The following is a 16,962-nucleotide window of genomic DNA, read 5'->3' as shown; positions in this document are numbered from 1 at the left end:
TGCTTTTATTATACCGAAAAATAAGACATAGGGGAAGACTATATTTTTAAAATTGTTACAGTGATTAATCCTCGTTTCTCTCTACTCTGGGCATATTCTACGACCTTTTGTGAGTTACTTGCTGTATGACAAATAAATGCAATTAAATAATCAACGTAACGAATGGCATATCTATTCGCCTTCACAATAGCATATCTGTGAGGAACATTTTCCATGCCATCTGGATAAAATATTTCGTCAAATCCATCTGGCTTTTTCAAAGTAGATTCTGCGGGATGATATGGTGATAAAAGAGAAAGCATAATATTCGGATGATCTTTTTTAGCGGCGATTACAGCAGAAGCGGCAAGATGATCGAACATGCCATGATTCCCTACAATGAATTCTGTTACACCATATTTTGAAATGTGTGTTTCGACTGCTTGTCGCAGCCCTGGAAGAATTGCAGATGTTGCATCGCGATGTCCGATGAAAAAACAACGTTTTGGAGCCATATGTATCACCCCATAATATACTTGTAAATATCGTTAAAATTATACGATAAAAATCATTAAAATGCAACGGAATATCAAAGTATAATTTACGAAGAATACAAGTGAGAGGTGAAGTGAGTGAAAGATATTCTGTCTGCAATAACAAAATACAGAGAGCAACGCGGCTGGACAGAGTATCAGCTTGCGGAGCAATCTGGTTTACCGCAGTCCACCATTTCCTCCTGGTATCGCAAAAATATGATACCAACAGTTCCTTCTTTAGAAAAAATCTGTACTGCATTTGGCATTACGCTCTCTCAGCTGTTTGCAGAAGAAGATACACTAGTTTCTTTGACAGAGACACAGAAGAAGTTGTTAACCTATTGGGCGAGATTGAATACGGAACAGCAAGAAGCTGTATTATCATTAATTGAAAAAATATAATGGGACAGAAAAAGCCCTATATCATCAGATACAATCTGTGGTATAGAGCTTTTTTGACTTATTTCCGCACCAAAAGTGCAACCGTCTCCACATGAAACGTTCTTGGGAACAAATCAAACACTTTATATTTTTTCAGCGTATATCCCTGTTCGCCGAGCAGTTTGACGTCGCGGGCGAGGGTGGCGGGATCGCAGGAGACATACACAACGCGCTCCGGAGCCATAACACCGATGGCATCAATGGTTGCCTGATCCATACCTTTACGCGGCGGGTCAACCACAATGACATCCGGTCGAGTGCCTTCTTCAGCAAGATGTGTAGCCGCCTGACCGGCATCAGCACAAATAAATCGTGCGTTGGTAATGTAATTGAGTTTAGCATTCTGCTTGGCGTTTTCTACTGCCTGCGGGACGATTTCTGCGCCAATAACTTCCTTAGCACTGTGTGCCAAAGCAAGCGTGATAGTACCTGCACCGCAATAAAGATCCAAAGCTGTTTTTGTCTGGTCAAGCTCTGCATATTGTAAAGCTGCTTCGTAGAGCTTTTCTGCCTGTGCGCGGTTGACCTGATAGAACGCAGCAGGGGAGAGCTGAAAGCGATTGCCGCACAGCACATCTTCCAATGTGTCATTGCCCCACAGCGTAATGTAGCGGTCGCCCAAAATAGCATTGCCGGTCTTTTTGTTGATGTTCAGCACAATGCCGCACAGGCCGGGAACTGCCTGACGAGCGGCTTGAATCAGTTCACCAACAGCGGGGAGTTTGGCGGATTTGGTCACGATACACAGCAGAACCTGTCCGGTAGCAAAGCCGGAACGTACATACACATGTCGAATTAACCCATTGTGTGTATTTTCGTTGTACGGTGCAATATGATATTCTGTCATCCAATCGCGCACACATTTTGCTAAATTGTCTGCCAGTTCCGTCTGAATCAAACAATGCTCCATGGGAATAATATCATGACTGCGGGCACGATAAAAACCGGTGATAATCGTATCGTCCTTTATGCCGACAGGATATTGTGCCTTGTTGCGATAATGATAGATGGAATCCGAACCGCAGACAGCTTCCGGCTCCATTGCCATGCCGCCGATGCGCTGCATCGCATCCTGTACTTTTTTGGATTTTGCGCGCAGCTCTTCATCGTAAGAGATGTGCCAATAGCAGCATCCGCCGCATTTGGATGCATGAGGACATTCCGGCTCTACCCGATGTTTTGACTTGATAAAAATGCGTTCGATGCGTCCGAACGCGTAATTCTTTGCAATTTTTACGATGCGAATATCGCATTGGTCGCCCACTGCGCCGCCGGGCACAAAAACAACCATATCATGAATGCGAGCAATCGAAGAGCCATCACCTGCATAGGCAATGATTTCTGCTCGATAGATTTTATTCTTTTCCATGGAGTTCCTCCTGCTAGTAGGAATAATTCTTCATATTATTATATCATGAATCCAATCGTTTGTCATTGCTCCGAACAAAAAAGAACAGCCGGCAAATATGCCGACTGTTCAAAATATTATGGGACAATCTCTACAGAGGATTTGATGTTGAGCACACAGAAATCTTCATACATGTATAACAGATACGTATGCATGTGCTTGAAGCGATTGAGTGCTGTCAGCACGACAAACAATACGATGCCGAGCAGCCAGGAAAAGATATGAAATAATGAAGTTTGCAAAGTATACTGCATATGTATCATGTGTACGCAGTAAAAGATTTGCATCAGCTCCAAAAGTGTAAAGACAGCAAGGGAAAAACAGAGGCAAAATGTCAGACTGAAAAAATAATTCCCTGTACCGGGGCGTATTTTCGTGTGAAAACAGAAAATGCTGGCTGCCAATAAGCAGAAAAACAATCCGCCGTATCCATGAACTATTGCGTCATATATGGAAAATCGGATATTCAGTGATAAAACCTGTCCAAAGATGTAGCTGCTCAAGATAAAAAGATAATAGGAAAACAGCATAAACTGTCCCGGACGAAAGGGATGAATGTGCTGAATGCCATACGGAATAAGCAGCCAAATCAGCGTCAAAAGAGATAATAAACAATGTGTTACATTGACGGTGAACAAATAATATACAGCAAGCGCGATGCTGAGCGGCCCGCAAAGCATGAGAAAAATACGATTGATGCGGCTAAAAAATCGTTGTCGCTCTTTCATAAACTTGCGCTCCTTTCTGTAAAGATACTGGGATATTTGCTTATTATAGCACACAATGATATAAATAGATATACATTTTAAAAAATATACACAAGAAAGCTGAAAAACGCGGTGAAATTACGATTTGGTGACAGAAAGTTCACGTTTTTTTCAAAATTACAACCATAGACAACCGTATAGTGCCATGATACAATGAGAATGACAATTCTTGGGTAATAAAGAAGTCGAAAGGAGAACGAGATATTCTGTGGGGTCAACATATATGAAAAAATTGTTGGATCATATTCGCCGCATTTGCACATCGCTTGTCTTTGCAGTCATTGCTTTTGCGGGATGCCTAAATATTGGATTCAATCTCCGATGGTCGCGGCGGTTGATACAGGCGTATGGCTCATGGGTGTTTATCCTCTTGCTGGCTGTTGCATTGTATACAGCGTATCGATATGTTGGAAGCTGGAAACGCAAGGATATTCTGTGGGAACGATTCGCCCTTGCGCCAAAAGCGTTTCCGCAAGAAATCTTGGATGACACAGAGAATGTCATGCTGGTGCGCGATGATCGAGAGAAAAAAGTGAGAACTTATCGCAATCTTGTCAGCGGAGACCTCATTGTGACAACATATGATGTGCCGCTGCGCAAACAGAAAAGTCGGTGCAATCGGCTCAAGCTGCTGTGCGTATTGGCGTCAATTGCTCTGACGATAGGATTGCAGGCGGTGCCGCGCATCAGCATGTGGAGTCAGAACAGCGGTGATACAGATTCTCTCTGGATATATGATGTTTCTGATGGCTTGCCGGGCGTGCAGAACTATGCGAAGAGTTTGTTTCCACAGCTTTCCGACTTGCAGCTGGGCAGTAAACGATATGTATTGCCTGCATCGGGTGCTCGCGAACTGACCGAAGAAGACATTGCAGGCATGGATAAAGAAACCATTCAATTGGCAATCAATGAAATTTATGCGAAAAATGGCTATGATTTTGCCTCGAATCCTTCAATACAGGAATATTTTTCGCAAAAGAGCTGGTATCATCCGAGCGTGTCGACCATGGCAGAGGCGCAGGCAAATTTCTCTGCAGTAGAACGATATAATGTCAATTTTCTCGTGCAGCACAGAGACTAACAACACAAAGGGGTTAAATATATGAGTAGTATTATGTTTACCATGCTGGGTCTTTCCGGTACAGGAAAAACCCATGCGTGTAAATCGCTCTTTTACATGATGGAGCGAGAAAAATCTGACCATAAGATCTATTTAACAGCAACTGGTGATACACCACAGGAAAAGCTGCAAAATACGCATTTTATCCGCAATTATGCGCCGGAGACCAGAGACCAATTTACTTGTTCCGGTACAGAAGGTGTGTGGGAGCTGCCGCTTGCCGTATGTGTTGGGTATCGGCAGGGCTTGCCGACATGGCCGATTTTGAACGTACCGATTCGCGACTACGCGGGCGGCATTGTACAAACCATTGCGAGCGGTATGCGGGATGATGTCGATTATGAGCGCAAAATGAACGCGGAAAATCTCATGAATACGATTCTGAGTTCGGACGTTTTGATGCTGTTGGCGGATGCCAATATTTTATCCGAGCAAACAGGTCCCAATGGCTCGTTGGACAAGATTCAAGAGGCTCTTGCACGAGACATTGATGATATTTTTATGGCCTATGTAGAAACAAAAGACAGCGAGTTTACGCGCAGACAGCGCACGGTGATTCTCATGCTGACCAAGTGTGATTCCAATCTGATTCCGGAAGAATTGGCGGCAGATGATTTTTGTGGTTTGATGGCGCGTGCTGCGACGGTATTCAGCCCGATTGTTCGCGTATGTGAGCAGAACAATTGGCCGTTCGCTATTGTACCGACATCCGCTTGCGGCAATGGAAATTCATATACACGGCGAGAGGATTTTGGCAGATACGAATCCACATTGGATCCAAACTGTGGAATGCAGCCGTATGGATTTGATTTGGCGTTTTTGTATGGCCTGATGTCTGAACTGCAGTATCGTGCAACGAATAAAATCGATGACAGTGCGGAGACCTACAACACAGAACAGCTGAACCGAGAACAGCGCGCCGCGGTAAATAAGATCAGCCGCAAAGAACAGGAAGACAAATGGAGGCTGTATCGGGAGACCGCACAGTATTTGCAGAATCATTTGGAACATTTACTCAATGCGCCGAACGGCAGCTATATTTTGCATGAACGATCGAATACATTTTTTGAACGGACAGATACCGATGAGGAGACAGGGGAATCGTACAGTCAGGATGAGATTATGAATACGGTACGAGATTTCACATCTAAGGTCAAATCATGGTTTCACCGATGAGAAAGGAAGCGGAGTTATGAAATGGTATACGGTGTTCAATAGTCGAACAAAATTTTCCGATTACCGCAATATTGCGCCGCTTCCGCAGATGTCGGAGCAGGCCATGCAATGCTTTCGGCAAAAGCGTCTGGAAGCACAAAACGGAAAGATAAACGACACAGTTTATGTTGTTGTAACGGCAAAAGATGTCCTGATGTTTCGTATTTTATTGACGGGAAAACAGGATCAATATGGCAGAGAAATTCGGTGCGCAGAAGGCTTGTATGGCTCTTGCACCGATATTCGCCGAGATTGGCAGACGGTTGTTGCTTTGGCGGCTGGGCTGTGGAACAAAACCGATAGCTGGTATACTCAAGTAATACAGGAGGAAACCGTGGCGATGCTGACACCGGAACAGGCGGTACAATCGCTGCTGGATTCCGTGCCGAAGTCTTTGCCGGGAAAGATCTCTTTGCGCGATATGACTGGGAAATCAGATACGATACGTTCTTTCACTATTGAACAGGATGGCATTCATCTGGAACAGCCTTTGACCTATCACGGGCGGGAGATTTGGAATCCCGCACAGAGACAGCAGGAGTATAAAATCATTTGTCATATAGAAAAAACAGATAAACAGGCTTGGATGGAAGCCATTGATTGTAAGCATGACAAACAGAGCATGGTGCGCAGCGAATGCATTGCCATGACGCAAAGCGGCTATCCGGTTAAAAAAATGCAGCAGGCAGCACAGACGCTGCGAGAGTACATGAACGAACAGGGCTGGAGGGAAGCAAAATGACAAACTATATCACAGGCAGTTTGTTTGCCTTTGGCATGGACACGGAAAATACTTGGATGCAAGCAAAGGAATGTGCAGCCCTGCGCGAGTTGCTCACGAGAGCAGATTGCCATGGAGGAGAAGACGATATATTTTTCTTGTGTCTGAAAAAGAAAAATATCTTAGCGCGCATCAAGCATCATCGCCTGCTCGGCATGGCGTTTGAAGCTGCGGAACGAAGCGTATGGTATTATCTGCCGGAATGGACAGCTGTTCTGCTCAACATTTTTCAATCTTCGGATTATATCACGTATTTTTCTTCAGAAAAGCCATTTACATGGGATTTGCACGGAGAAGAAACTGAGCGGCTTTTGCACAGGGCAGAGCAGACGGAGTGCGAGCTGATGCAGGCGCTTGCTGCCTGTGTAAAAGAAAATGCAGAAACGCTGGAACCGCATAGCGTTGCCTTCTGCGGCATCGATCCAGCGCGTTATGAAACGACAGGAATTGTCTATTATCCCTATGCACACAGAGAATATACTAAAATATTGCCGATTTCTGCACGCCGGATAAAGGAAACAGCGCTGTATCTCAAACCGCCCAAGGTATTTCGTGCATGGAAACTGACTGACAAGCAGGACAAAATAAAGATTTCCAACATTCGAGAGTCTCAAAATTGGAACAGTTTGTATCAGCGCATTCAGACAGAATGGAATGCCGATTTGCTGGAATAAAAAGTATCAATACATGACAAAGCCCGCAGCCAAAGGAGAACTGGCTGCGGGCTTTTGGAATAGAGAATTAGATATGGATGTTAGCGAATTTAAAAATTACTATGTGTGATGTGTGTTCCCCGTGCGGCCGGAGAAAGGATGTCGGCCGCACGAGGAATGCAATAAGGAGAGTTAAAAAAATAAGGTAGGTATAGGTAAAATTAAGTGAAATTGTGAGGTTATGTGATTGTCAGAGGATTCTGCGATTACAGCAGTTCCTTCATCACTTCGTAGGTTCCCTTTGCATCGATCTCATCAAGATAAGCAACGACTGCCTGCTCGAAGCCCGGAACTTCTGTCAGGTCCTGACCCCAGAAATCGGTGTTGGTCATGACAGCGTGTGCCAGTGTTGCATTGTCGTCATCCTTGTGCTCTGCATAGAATGCCAGAATGCTCGGATCGTCCTTGATGGTGTATTCGTTGCCTTCACGCTTGCCGATCAGACCTTCATTTTCCAGGCGAGTGCCATGATAGAAAGCAATATAGAAGGCAAACGAAGCGGTGATGCACTTCGGCAGGGTGCCGGTGTTCTTTACATAACCGAGGAAGGACGGCATAACGCGAGCCTTCCACTTAGAAGTAGAGTTCAGCGAGATTGCCAGCAGAGCATGATCGATGAACGGGTTCTTGAAGCGCTCGGTAACAGAATGAGCAAAGTCCTTCAGTTCATCCTCCGGCAGAGTCAGCGTCGGGATGATTTCGTCATAGATGGTCTTGTTCATAAAGCCACAGATGACATCGTCATGCATACAGTCGCGGACAATATCCTGACCTGCGAGATATGCGCCGAGTACCATAGAGGTGTGTGCGCCGTTCAGAATGCGAACCTTGCGCTGCTTGTACGGCTTGTGGTTTTCGGTAATCAGAACCGGCAGACCAGCCTTTGCAAACGGAATCTCGTCATGAATGGACTGCGGACCCTCGATGACCCAGAAGCCAAAGATTTCGCCGGTGTCCAGTACCTGATCGACATAGCCGTTCTCTTCGTTGATTTTGTCAGCCTCTGCGCGCGGATAACCGGTTACAATGCGGTCTACCAGCGTAGAGCAGAAGGTATTTTCCTTCTCGATCCACTGGATGAAGTCCTCACCCAGGTTCCACTGACGAGCATAGCGCATCACGCACTTCTCAAGCTCCTTGCCGTTGTCATCAATCAGCTCGCAAGCGAGAATGATGAAGCCCTTGCCCGGCTGGGTGCCGAACTTCTGGAAACGGCGGTACAGGAACTGGGTCAGCTTTGCCGGATAGGTAGACGGCGGAGTCTCGGTGAACTGGCAGGACTCATCATATGCGATACCAGCCTCTGTGGTGTTGCAGGTGATGAAACGCAGCTCCGGATTGTCGGCACATGCCATGACAGCTTCGTAATCTGCATAGCTATTCAGGCAGCGGCTAACACAAGAAATCACGCGCTTCTGGTTGACCTTCTCACCGTTTTCAAAACCGCGAAGGTACAGCGTGTACAGACCGTCCTGATCGTTGATAACCTTTGCCAGGTCGAATGCTCCCGGCGGGGTAGCGATCGGCTGTACCAGAACAACCTTGGAGTTGAAGCCTGCGTGCTCATTCATCATGTCGATGAAGTAATCAACAAATGCACGCATGAAATTGCCTTCACCGAACTGCAGAATGCGTTCCGGTGCATTTTCCAGCACATATCCATCGTAGCCGGATTCTTTTAATGTCTGATAAGACAGATGCTTCATGATAATATCCTCTCTTTCTGTATGTTTCGTTCTTACAGGGTGACGCCCTGCTTAAAGATTGCCATGTCATGGAATCCAGCCTGCTCGGATTTTACCGGGCTGCCGGAAGCAACTTCCATTACATAGTCAAACAATTGTGCACTGAGCTGCTCTAATGTTGTATCTTCTGTCAGCACGCCGCAGTTGAAGTCAATCCAATTGTTTTTCTTGGATGCCAGTGCGGAGTTGCTGGAAATCTTCATCGTCGGAACAGGGGAGGCAAACGGTGTGCCGCGGCCTGTTGTGAACAGGACGATGTGTGCGCCAGCAGCAGCAAGTGCAGTCGAAGCGACCAAATCATTTCCCGGTGCACTGAGCAGATTGAGACCGTGGGTCGTTACGCGCTCACCATAGGACAGAACGTCGACAACCGGGGCACTGCCGGACTTCTGTGTGCAGCCAAGAGACTTATCTTCCAAAGTAGAGATGCCGCCCTTTTTGTTGCCAGGAGACGGATTTTCATAAATGGTCTGATCGTGTCGCTTGAAATAATTCTTAAAGTCATTGATGAGATCGACGGTTTCGGAGAAGATCTTCTCGTTTTCACAGCGATTCATCAAAATGGTCTCAGCACCGAACATTTCCGGTACTTCGGTCAGGATGGTTGTACCGCCCTTGGAGATGAGCAGATCGGAAAAGCCGCCGACAGTCGGGTTGGCAGTGATGCCGGACAGACCGTCCGAGCCGCCGCACTTCATGCCGATGACCAGCTCGCTGCAGCTGACTGGTTCACGGGTAAAGCCGTCTGCATACTGTACCAGCTCTTCGATGAGCTTGAGTGCATCTTCAATTTCGTCTTCGGATTCCTGACAGACGAGGAACTTGACGCGCTTTTCATCGTAATCACCGATGTACGGCTTGAGTACGTCGATATTGCTGTTTTCACAGCCGAGTCCTAAGACGAGAACGCCGCCAGCGTTCGGATGCTGAATCAGGTCTGCGAGAATCTTTCTGGTGTTCTCCTGATCGTCGCCCATCTGCGAGCAGCCATACGGATGCGGGAAAGCGGCGATGCTGTCGATGTGGTCGGTCTTGAGTGCCTGTGCGCGGCGCTCGATGGCACCGGCAACATTATTTACACAGCCAACCGTCGGGATAATCCAGATTTCATTTCGTACGCCCACTTTGCCGTTTTCACGGCGATAGCCCTGAAAATACAGTTCATTCGTCGGTGTCACCGGCATACCGTTGGGTTCGTAGGTATACGTCAGGAGGTCTCCCAGACCTGTCTTAATGTTGTGCGTGTGCACCCATGCACCGCATGGGATGTCTTCTTTTGCAACTCCGATTGGAGAGCCATACTTGATCACTGGCTTTCCGGCACGGATATCGACTAGTGCGAATTTGTGTCCCTGAGGGATGTCCTCTTTTAATGTTACGGTCTGATCTTGGATCTCAACAACGGTTCCGGCAGAAAGCGGAGCCAGTGCGACGGCAACGAGGTCATCCGGATGGATCTTTAAATACGTTTTCAAGATGAGTGTCTCTCCTCTTTGCTGAAAAAACTACAAAATAGTAAAATGCGGATATAACGACGTAATATATAAGAAATATATTATAGATATATTATGTTTTACAAAAGTTGCGGTTTCTTCAAAATGTGGGTTGTTTCGTTGCGAATTCCGGTTTTGTAAGAGCTTACATTCAAGATACGCCTACCGCCAAAAAATGTCAACCCATTTTTGAAAATTTTCCTTTTTGAATAGGCTTTTTGTAAAATACATACAAAAAATGGAGGATGTTATTAGCGAAAACGTGCATTGCCATATCCGTAAAAACCATGTAAACTTATGTTGTAAGAGCTTACATAACGATTTCCGGAGGTTTTGACAATGAATATTTATGACATCGCAGAACTCGCAGGCGTTTCAATCGCTACTGTATCAAGAGTTGTCAACGACAGCCCTATGGTCAGTGAGAAGACCAAACAGCGTGTACGCAAGGTGATGGAGGAAAATGATTACACACCGAATGTATTCGCGCGAGGCTTAGGTCTCAATTCTATGAAGACAGTCGGACTGATGTGTCCTGATATTGCGGACGCATACATGGCGAGAGCGGTTGCCTATTTAGAGCAGAATCTCAAGGAGCATGGTTATAATTGTATCCTATATTGCAGCGGTTACGACATCGAAGAGCGTCATGTCGCCGTCCATTCGATTTTACAGAAGAGAATTGACGCATTGGTGCTCATCGGTTCCAGCTATGCAGAGGATGATGAGAATTCCGAGAAGGTAGAGTACATTCGGGAAGCAGCAAAGCAAGTTCCAGTCTTTATGATGAATGGCTGCATCCAAGGAGAGAACATCTATTGTGCACTGTGCAATGATTTTCAGGCAGCATATATGGCAGTCACTGAATTGCTTCAGTCGGGACGGGAGGAAGTCCTGTTTTTGAGTGATTCGCATTCGTACAGTGCCACCCAGAAGCTGCGTGGATATAAGCAGGCGCTGAAAGATGCCGGCTTATCAGTCAAAGACTCTATGTGCGTTTACGTAGAGAACAAGATTGACAAAGCACGGGATCTGCTTCTCTCCAGAAATGATTTGATGTTTGACGCAGTCTTCGCGACAGAAGACGGTCTGGCGGTTGGTGCACTCAAGTACGCGAAAAAGCGCAATTTGTCTGTACCGCGCGACATCAGCATCATTGGATACAACAATTCCGAGCTGTCTGTCTGCTGTGACCCAGAATTGTCAACTGTTGACAGCCGTGGCGACCGCCTTTGCAAGATCATCATTGATTCAATGATGCTTCGGCTGAAGAATCGAGAGATTCGCAGCAAAGTATATGCAAATGGATTTTTAATCCGGCGGGAGACTACGGATTTCTAAAGCTTTTGCGAAGATGGGAAGGAGAAATCCATCAGATGAAACGTATGAAAAAATGGATTGCCCTCGTGCTGTGCCTGTGCATGTTCAGCGTCAGCTGTCTTGCACTCACAGGCTGTAGCTCCGTGGGAAATGGAAAGAAAATTATTAGAATTGCACATTCTCAGTCAGAAACTCACCCGGAGCATCTGGGACTTCTGAAATTTAAGGAATATGTAGAAGAGAACCTCGGAGACAAATATGAGGTTCAGATTTATCCGAACGAACTGCTCGGTTCTCAGAAAAAGGCAATCGAGCTGACACAGACCGGTGCGATTGACTTTACCCTGGTTGGCACACCGAATCTGGAAAATTTTGCTGATATATACGAAGTATTCAGTATGCCGTACCTGTTCACTTCTGAGGAAGCGTATCATGCAGCTATGATGGATACCGACTATATGGATAAGGTATATGAGTCTACCGACGAAGCTGGTTTCCGCGTTCTGACTTGGTACGATGTTGGTTCTCGTAGCTTCTATGCAAAGAAGAAGATTGAGAAGCCGGAAGACCTGAAGGGTCTGAAGATCCGTGTACAGGAGAGCCCGGCAAGCATCAAGATGGCAAATGCATTCGGCGCAGCTGCTTCTCCGATGAGCTTCGGCGAAGTATACACTGCGATTCAGCAGGGCGTTATCGATGGCGCAGAGAACAACGAGCTGGCTCTGACCAACAACAAGCACGGCGAAGTAGCCAAGTACTACTCCTACAACCGTCACCAGATGGTTCCGGACGTACTGGTTGGCAACCTGAAGTTCCTGAACGAGCTGTCCGATGACGAGATGAAGGTGTTCAAGGAAGCTGCTGCTCTGTCTACCGAGGTAGAGCGTGAAGAGTGGAGCAAGCAGGTAGAAGAAGCAAAGAAGATTGCACAGGAAGACATGGGCGTTACCTTTGTTGATGTCGATGTACAGCCGTTCAAGGAAGCTGTCAAGGACGTACAGAAGGAAATGCTGGAAGAGAATCCGGACATCAAGGATCTGTATGAGCATATCCAGACGTTCAACGCGAAGTATGAGGGGAAAGGTGACAACTAAATGAAAGCACTTACATCAATTCGGAAGGGCATTGATACTGTCCTGAGCTATGCGTGCGGCATCGTTTTTGCCTTCATGGTATGCGTTGGTACCTATCAGATCGTAACCCGATACTTCTTCAACAGCCCGAGTACGGTTTCGGAAGAACTGCTGACTTACAGCTTTACGTGGATGGCACTGCTTGCTGCTGCTTATGTATTCGGCAAGCGCGACCACATGCGTATGGGCTTCCTCGCAGATAAGATTCAGGGAACACCGAAGAAGATTCTGGAAATCGTCATTGAGCTGCTTGTCATGGCAATGGTGGGCTGCATCATGATTTTCGGCGGCGTATCCATCATGAAGCTGACTATGACGCAGAGCACTGCATCTCTGGGTATCCCGATGGGCATTGTATATGCCATTCTGCCGATCTCCGGCGTCCTGATTTTCGTCTATGGTATTCTGAATATCATTGACCTGTGGCACGGTACCAAGCAGGAAGACTGCGAAGTAGAAGAGTGACACATAGAAAGGAGAAATAAACAATGAGTACTGCTATTTTATGCGGCCTGATTATTTTAATCACGCTGATTATCATGCTGATTGCCGGCGTACCGATTGCCGTTGCACTTGGCGTTTCCTCCGTATGTGCCATTCTGCCTATCATGGACTTTGATGTTGCAGTTTTGACCGGTGCACAGCGAATCTTTTCGGGTATTTCCGTCTTTAGCTTGCTTGCGATTCCATTCTTCATTTTGGCAGGCAACATTATGAATAAGGGCGGTATCGCCATTCGTATTATCAACCTCGCTAAGGTTATCACCGGCCGCACGCCGGGTGCTTTGGCACAGACCAATATTCTGGCTAACATGCTGTTCGGCGCAATTTCCGGTTCCGGTACCGCCGCAGCATCCGCAATGGGCTCTATCATTGGCCCGATCGAGAAGGAAGAGGGCTATGACCCGAGCTTCTCCGCGGCAGTAAACGTAGCAACCGCTCCGACCGGTCTGCTGATTCCGCCGAGCAACGTTATGATTACGTTCTCTCTGGTATCCGGCGGCGCATCGGTTGCAGCACTGTTCATGGCAGGCTATATTCCGGGCATCCTGTGGGGTCTCGCTTGTATGGCAGTTGTATACTTCATGGCAAAGAAGCGCGGCTACCGCAGCACCACCAAGTATACCGCTGGCGAAGCACTCAAGATCTTCCTTCAGGCGCTTCCGTGCCTGCTGCTGATTATCATCGTAATCGGCGGTATCATCGCTGGTATCTTCACCGCAACAGAAGGCTCTGTTGTTGCCGTTGTATACAGCTTGGTTCTCTCTCTGGTATTTTATAAGTCGATTAAGCTCAAGGATCTGCCGAAGATCTTCATCGAAAGTGCAGAAATGACCGGTATTATCATCTTCCTGATCGGTGTATCCGGCATCATGTCTTGGGTTATGGCGTTCACAAACATTCCGGAAGTTGTTTCCGCTGGTATGCTGGCAATCAGCGACAGCAAGATTGTCATCCTGCTGCTCATCAACATCATCCTGTTGGTTGTTGGTACCTTCATGGATATGACACCGGCAGTTCTGATCTTCACCCCGATCTTCCTGCCGATCTGTGAGGCACTGGGCATGAACATGATCCACTTCGGTATCATGATGATCTTCAACCTTTGCATTGGCACCATTACTCCGCCGGTTGGCACGACACTGTTCGTCGGTGTTAAGGTTGGCGGCGTAAAGATTGAGACGGTTATCCGTCAGCTACTGGTTTACTTCGCAGCAATCTTTATTGTACTTCTGCTTGTTACCTACATCCCGCAGCTGTCTCTGTGGCTGCCGAGCCTGATGGGTTACGTATAATAGAAAGGACGATGACAGACAATGAAAGCATTTATGGATTCTGAGTTTCTGCTGAGCACCGATACGGCACAGGAACTGTTTCATACTTATGCAGAAAAGACTCCGATTTTGGACTATCACTGCCATATCAATCCGCAGGAAATCGCGGAGAACAGACAGTTTGAAAACATCACCCAGGTTTGGCTGGGTGGTGACCACTACAAGTGGCGCCAGATGCGCTCGAATGGTGTAGACGAATACTACATCACCGGCGGTGCATCCGACCGCGAAAAGTTCCAGAAGTGGGCAGAGACCCTGGACAAGGCAATCGGCAACCCACTGTTCCATTGGAGCCATCTGGAATTGCAGCGTTACTTTGGCTATCACGGCGTACTCGGCGCAGATACCGCAGAAGAAGTTTGGAATCTGTGCAATGAGAAGTTGAAGCAGCCGGAGATGAGCGTGCGCAACCTGATTCGTCAGTCCGGTGTCACCCTGATTTGTACGACGGATGATCCGGCAGATGACCTCAAGTGGCATAAGGTTATCGCAGCAGACGACAGCTTTGATGTGCAGGTACTGCCGGCATGGCGTCCGGACAAGGCAATGAACCTGGAGAAGCCGGAATATCTGGAATATCTGGCAACGCTGGGCGAAGCTGCTGAGATGAAGATTACTTCTTTTGCTGACCTGAAGGAAGCACTCAACAAGCGTATGGCATTCTTTGATTCCATGGGCTGCCGTGCATCTGACCATGCGCTGGAGTACGTTATGTATGTTCCGGCAAGCGAGGAAGAGATCGAAGCAATCTTTGCTAAGCGTCTGGCAGGCGAGACCATCACCCGCGAGGACGAGCTGAAGTTTAAGACTGCATTTATGCTGGCAGTCGGTGCAGAATATGCACGTCTTGGTTGGGCAATGCAGCTGCATTACGGCTGCAAGCGCGACAACAACACCGGCATGTACAACAAGCTGGGTCCGGATACCGGTTACGACTGCATCAATAACTATGCACCGTCCAGCCAGACTGCAGACTTCTTGAATGCACTGAATGAGACCGGCAAGCTGCCGAAGACCATTATTTACAGCCTGAACCCGAACGATGACGAAGCAATTGGTACCATTCTGGGCTGCTTCCAGAATTCGGATGCTGTTGGCAAGATCCAGCAGGGCAGTGCTTGGTGGTTCAATGACAACAAGACCGGCATGATGAAGCAGATGACTTCTCTGGCAAATCTGGGTCTGTTGGGCAACTTCATTGGTATGCTGACTGACTCCAGAAGCTTCCTGTCCTATCCGAGACATGAGTATTTCCGCCGCATTCTGTGCGAGCTGCTGGGCAGCTGGGTAGAAAACGGCGAGTATCCGAAGGACATGAACAAGCTGGGAACCATCGTCAAGGGCATTTCGTATAACAATGCTGTAAACTACTTTGGATTTCCGTTAGAGACCAAGTAAGAACGACAAAACCAAACCACCCAGGCCGTGAGTGGGACGGTCTGGGTGGAATGAAGCAGTCGTTTATGCTTAGGAGTATAATGAAAATTCATCATGATAGAAAATAATTAGGGAGGATTCAATCAAATGAACGCAATGAATCAGGCAATTTCCGAAATCGGCGTTGTACCGGTTATCAAGCTGAACAATCCGGAGCGTGACGCAGCTCCGCTGGCAAAGGCTCTGTGTGAGGGCGGTGTACCGGTAGCAGAAGTTACCTTCCGCGCAGCAGGCGCACCGCTTGCTATCAAGACCATGAAGGAAACCTGTCCGGATATGATCGTTGGTGCAGGCACGGTAACAACGACCGCACAGATCGATGAGGCTATGGCAGCAGGCGCACAGTTCATCGTAACACCGGGCATGGACGAGGATCTGGTGAAGTACGCACAGGAGAAGAACATCGCCATTTATCCGGGATGCACCACTCCGACCGATTACCACACCGCACTGAAGTACGGTCTGGAAGTTCTGAAGTTCTTCCCGGCAGAGCAGTCCGGCGGTCTGGCAAAGATCAAGGCAATGAGCGCTCCGTTCCCGATGTTCAAGGTTATGCCGACCGGCGGTGTTTCCCTGAAGAACCTGAAGGAGTACCTGAGCAGCCCGATCATCGCAGCATGTGGCGGCTCTTATATGGTATCCGCAAACCTGATCGACAACCAGAAGTGGGACGAAATCATTGATCTGTGCAAGCAGTCCCGTGAAATTGTAAAGGAGGCACGTGCATAATGGCTAAGGTAGTAACTTTCGGCGAACTGATGCTTCGCCTTGCTCCGAATGGATATTATCGTTTTTTCCAGAATGATCAGATGCAGGCAACTTTTGGCGGCGGCGAAGCAAATGTCGCTGTATCCCTGGCAAACTACGGCATGGACGTATCCTTTGTCACCAAGCTGCCGAAGCACGCAATTGGTCAGGCAGCAGTAAACAGCCTGCGTTACTTTGGCGTAGACACGTCTAAGATTGTTCGCGGCGGCGACCGTGTCGGCATCTACTTCCTGGAGAAGGGTGCTTCTCAGCGTGGTTCTGTCTGCATTTA

Annotated in this window: 17 protein-coding genes; 12 read left to right on the top strand and 5 right to left on the bottom strand. The window is 47.4% G+C overall.

Annotation, left to right across the window (positions count from 1 at the left end; translation table 11 throughout):
• Positions 1-38 precede the first annotated feature (38 nt).
• Positions 39-494, bottom strand: a complete 456-nt coding sequence (locus ACR0P9_RS01410; RefSeq protein ID WP_432617064.1) for a hypothetical protein — start codon at positions 492-494, stop codon at positions 39-41.
• A gap of 117 nt (positions 495-611) precedes the next feature.
• On the opposite strand from ACR0P9_RS01410, the gene ACR0P9_RS01405 reads away from it, so the two are divergent.
• Positions 612-917: a helix-turn-helix domain-containing protein gene (locus tag ACR0P9_RS01405; RefSeq protein ID WP_432617063.1), complete on the top strand. Its 306-nt coding sequence runs from the start codon at positions 612-614 to the stop codon at positions 915-917.
• Between the two features lie 58 nt (positions 918-975).
• On the opposite strand, the gene rlmD is transcribed toward ACR0P9_RS01405, so the two are convergent.
• Together rlmD and ACR0P9_RS01395 are read right to left on the bottom strand one after the other, a co-directional pair.
• Positions 976-2,325, bottom strand: a complete 1,350-nt coding sequence (gene rlmD / locus ACR0P9_RS01400; RefSeq protein WP_432617062.1) for a 23S rRNA (uracil(1939)-C(5))-methyltransferase RlmD — start codon at positions 2,323-2,325, stop codon at positions 976-978.
• 116 nt (positions 2,326-2,441) lie between these two features.
• Positions 2,442-2,606 carry a hypothetical protein gene (locus ACR0P9_RS01395; RefSeq protein ID WP_432617061.1) on the bottom strand — a complete coding sequence of 55 codons (165 nt, stop codon included), beginning with the start codon at positions 2,604-2,606 and terminating at the stop codon, positions 2,442-2,444.
• A 748-nt stretch (positions 2,607-3,354) separates the two neighbouring features.
• Between ACR0P9_RS01395 and ACR0P9_RS01390 the strand changes: the two genes are divergently transcribed.
• From ACR0P9_RS01390 to ACR0P9_RS01375, 4 genes are read left to right on the top strand one after another with little or no spacing between them, the layout of a single operon-like run.
• On the top strand, positions 3,355-4,212 hold the full coding sequence (locus tag ACR0P9_RS01390) for a YARHG domain-containing protein (RefSeq protein ID WP_432617060.1): 858 nt from the start codon (positions 3,355-3,357) through the stop codon (positions 4,210-4,212).
• A gap of 21 nt (positions 4,213-4,233) precedes the next feature.
• Positions 4,234-5,427 carry a hypothetical protein gene (locus tag ACR0P9_RS01385; RefSeq protein ID WP_432617059.1) on the top strand — a complete coding sequence of 398 codons (1,194 nt, stop codon included), beginning with the start codon at positions 4,234-4,236 and terminating at the stop codon, positions 5,425-5,427.
• A 16-nt stretch (positions 5,428-5,443) separates the two neighbouring features.
• On the top strand, positions 5,444-6,208 hold the full coding sequence (locus ACR0P9_RS01380) for a hypothetical protein (RefSeq protein ID WP_432617058.1): 765 nt from the start codon (positions 5,444-5,446) through the stop codon (positions 6,206-6,208).
• Complete coding sequence (locus ACR0P9_RS01375) at positions 6,205-6,921, top strand: hypothetical protein (protein WP_432617057.1); 717 nt, start codon at positions 6,205-6,207, stop codon at positions 6,919-6,921. The genes ACR0P9_RS01380 and ACR0P9_RS01375 overlap by 4 nt, the downstream gene beginning before the upstream one ends.
• 245 nt (positions 6,922-7,166) lie before the next feature.
• On the opposite strand, the gene ACR0P9_RS01370 is transcribed toward ACR0P9_RS01375, so the two are convergent.
• On the bottom strand, positions 7,167-8,666 hold the full coding sequence (locus ACR0P9_RS01370) for a tagaturonate reductase (protein WP_432617056.1): 1,500 nt from the start codon (positions 8,664-8,666) through the stop codon (positions 7,167-7,169).
• 32 nt (positions 8,667-8,698) lie between these two features.
• Positions 8,699-10,180, bottom strand: coding sequence for a UxaA family hydrolase (locus ACR0P9_RS01365; protein WP_432617055.1), 1,482 nt, complete (start codon positions 10,178-10,180; stop codon positions 8,699-8,701).
• A gap of 357 nt (positions 10,181-10,537) precedes the next feature.
• On the opposite strand from ACR0P9_RS01365, the gene ACR0P9_RS01360 reads away from it, so the two are divergent.
• The 7 genes from ACR0P9_RS01360 to ACR0P9_RS01330 all read left to right on the top strand — a co-directional run.
• The gene (locus tag ACR0P9_RS01360; protein ID WP_432617054.1) at positions 10,538-11,539 is read left to right on the top strand and encodes a LacI family DNA-binding transcriptional regulator; all 1,002 of its coding nucleotides are present in this window, start codon (positions 10,538-10,540) and stop codon (positions 11,537-11,539) included.
• 35 nt (positions 11,540-11,574) lie between these two features.
• Positions 11,575-12,612 (top strand): TRAP transporter substrate-binding protein, encoded by a 1,038-nt coding sequence (locus tag ACR0P9_RS01355; RefSeq protein ID WP_432617053.1) that lies wholly within the window; start codon positions 11,575-11,577, stop codon positions 12,610-12,612.
• The gene (locus tag ACR0P9_RS01350; protein ID WP_432617052.1) at positions 12,613-13,116 is read left to right on the top strand and encodes a TRAP transporter small permease; all 504 of its coding nucleotides are present in this window, start codon (positions 12,613-12,615) and stop codon (positions 13,114-13,116) included.
• A 23-nt stretch (positions 13,117-13,139) separates the two neighbouring features.
• Positions 13,140-14,447, top strand: a complete 1,308-nt coding sequence (locus ACR0P9_RS01345; protein WP_432617051.1) for a TRAP transporter large permease — start codon at positions 13,140-13,142, stop codon at positions 14,445-14,447.
• 21 nt (positions 14,448-14,468) lie between these two features.
• Entirely contained in the window at positions 14,469-15,884 is a 1,416-nt protein-coding gene (gene uxaC / locus ACR0P9_RS01340; protein WP_432617050.1) for a glucuronate isomerase, read from the top strand.
• Between the two features lie 126 nt (positions 15,885-16,010).
• Complete coding sequence (gene eda / locus ACR0P9_RS01335) at positions 16,011-16,652, top strand: bifunctional 4-hydroxy-2-oxoglutarate aldolase/2-dehydro-3-deoxy-phosphogluconate aldolase (RefSeq protein ID WP_432617049.1); 642 nt, start codon at positions 16,011-16,013, stop codon at positions 16,650-16,652.
• Positions 16,652-16,962, top strand: a 311-nt coding sequence (locus ACR0P9_RS01330) for a PfkB family carbohydrate kinase (RefSeq protein ID WP_432617048.1), incomplete at its 3' end; no start/stop codon positions are given. The genes eda and ACR0P9_RS01330, both read left to right, overlap by 1 nt.

This window comes from Butyricicoccus sp., from assembly GCF_050872565.1.
In the GTDB taxonomy this organism is placed as follows: Bacteria; Bacillota; Clostridia; order Oscillospirales; family Butyricicoccaceae; genus Butyricicoccus_A.
The sequence above is the reverse complement of the archived record's forward strand: the minus strand, read 5'-3'. Positions and strand labels throughout refer to the sequence as shown.

Excerpts from the sequence above, each read along its gene's own strand:
- rlmD (WP_432617062.1), bottom strand. The coding sequence starts at position 2,325 with ATGGAAAAGAATAAAATCTATCGAGCAGAAATCATTGCCTATGCAGGT.
- ACR0P9_RS01350 (WP_432617052.1), top strand. The coding sequence starts at position 12,613 with ATGAAAGCACTTACATCAATTCGGAAGGGCATTGATACTGTCCTGAGC.
- ACR0P9_RS01380 (WP_432617058.1), top strand. The coding sequence starts at position 5,444 with ATGAAATGGTATACGGTGTTCAATAGTCGAACAAAATTTTCCGATTAC.
- ACR0P9_RS01385 (WP_432617059.1), top strand. The coding sequence starts at position 4,234 with ATGAGTAGTATTATGTTTACCATGCTGGGTCTTTCCGGTACAGGAAAA.
- ACR0P9_RS01410 (WP_432617064.1), bottom strand. The coding sequence starts at position 494 with ATGGCTCCAAAACGTTGTTTTTTCATCGGACATCGCGATGCAACATCT.
- ACR0P9_RS01390 (WP_432617060.1), top strand. The coding sequence starts at position 3,355 with ATGAAAAAATTGTTGGATCATATTCGCCGCATTTGCACATCGCTTGTC.
- eda (WP_432617049.1), top strand. The coding sequence starts at position 16,011 with ATGAACGCAATGAATCAGGCAATTTCCGAAATCGGCGTTGTACCGGTT.
- ACR0P9_RS01370 (WP_432617056.1), bottom strand. The coding sequence starts at position 8,666 with ATGAAGCATCTGTCTTATCAGACATTAAAAGAATCCGGCTACGATGGA.
- ACR0P9_RS01375 (WP_432617057.1), top strand. The coding sequence starts at position 6,205 with ATGACAAACTATATCACAGGCAGTTTGTTTGCCTTTGGCATGGACACG.
- uxaC (WP_432617050.1), top strand. The coding sequence starts at position 14,469 with ATGAAAGCATTTATGGATTCTGAGTTTCTGCTGAGCACCGATACGGCA.
- ACR0P9_RS01345 (WP_432617051.1), top strand. The coding sequence starts at position 13,140 with ATGAGTACTGCTATTTTATGCGGCCTGATTATTTTAATCACGCTGATT.
- ACR0P9_RS01355 (WP_432617053.1), top strand. The coding sequence starts at position 11,575 with ATGAAACGTATGAAAAAATGGATTGCCCTCGTGCTGTGCCTGTGCATG.
- ACR0P9_RS01360 (WP_432617054.1), top strand. The coding sequence starts at position 10,538 with ATGAATATTTATGACATCGCAGAACTCGCAGGCGTTTCAATCGCTACT.